Source organism: Tamlana crocina (assembly GCF_012037625.1).
Map to the genome: position 1 here is coordinate 1 of NZ_JAAVJS010000777.1, position 297 is coordinate 297.

A 297-nucleotide genomic window follows, 5' to 3' on the forward strand; every position below is an offset into this window, starting at 1 on the left:
GGCGTTGATTTTCCGATGTTTGCCAAGGTTGATGTGAATGGAAATAATGGCCACCCGCTTTTCAAGTACCTTAAAAAGGAACTTGGCGGGATCCTTGGAAGTAAGATCAAATGGAATTTCACAAAGTTCCTTATCGACCGCACCGGCAAACCGGTAAAAAGATTTGCTCCCGTCACAAAACCGGAGAGCCTGGAGAAGGAAATACAAAAATTAGTCCTTTAAAGAATAAGGTCCAGGGGTTTAATTTTGGATTTCCAGAACCGGAACAGGCAACAGGGAACCGGCAACGGGATAATT

The 297-nt window shown here is 44.1% G+C and carries 1 pseudogene; it reads left to right on the plus strand.

Going from position 1 to position 297, the window contains the following annotated elements:
- A pseudogene (locus tag HC176_RS18965) lies at positions 1-222 on the plus strand (glutathione peroxidase); the annotation flags it as partial.
- Positions 223-297: the final 75 nt, after the last annotated feature.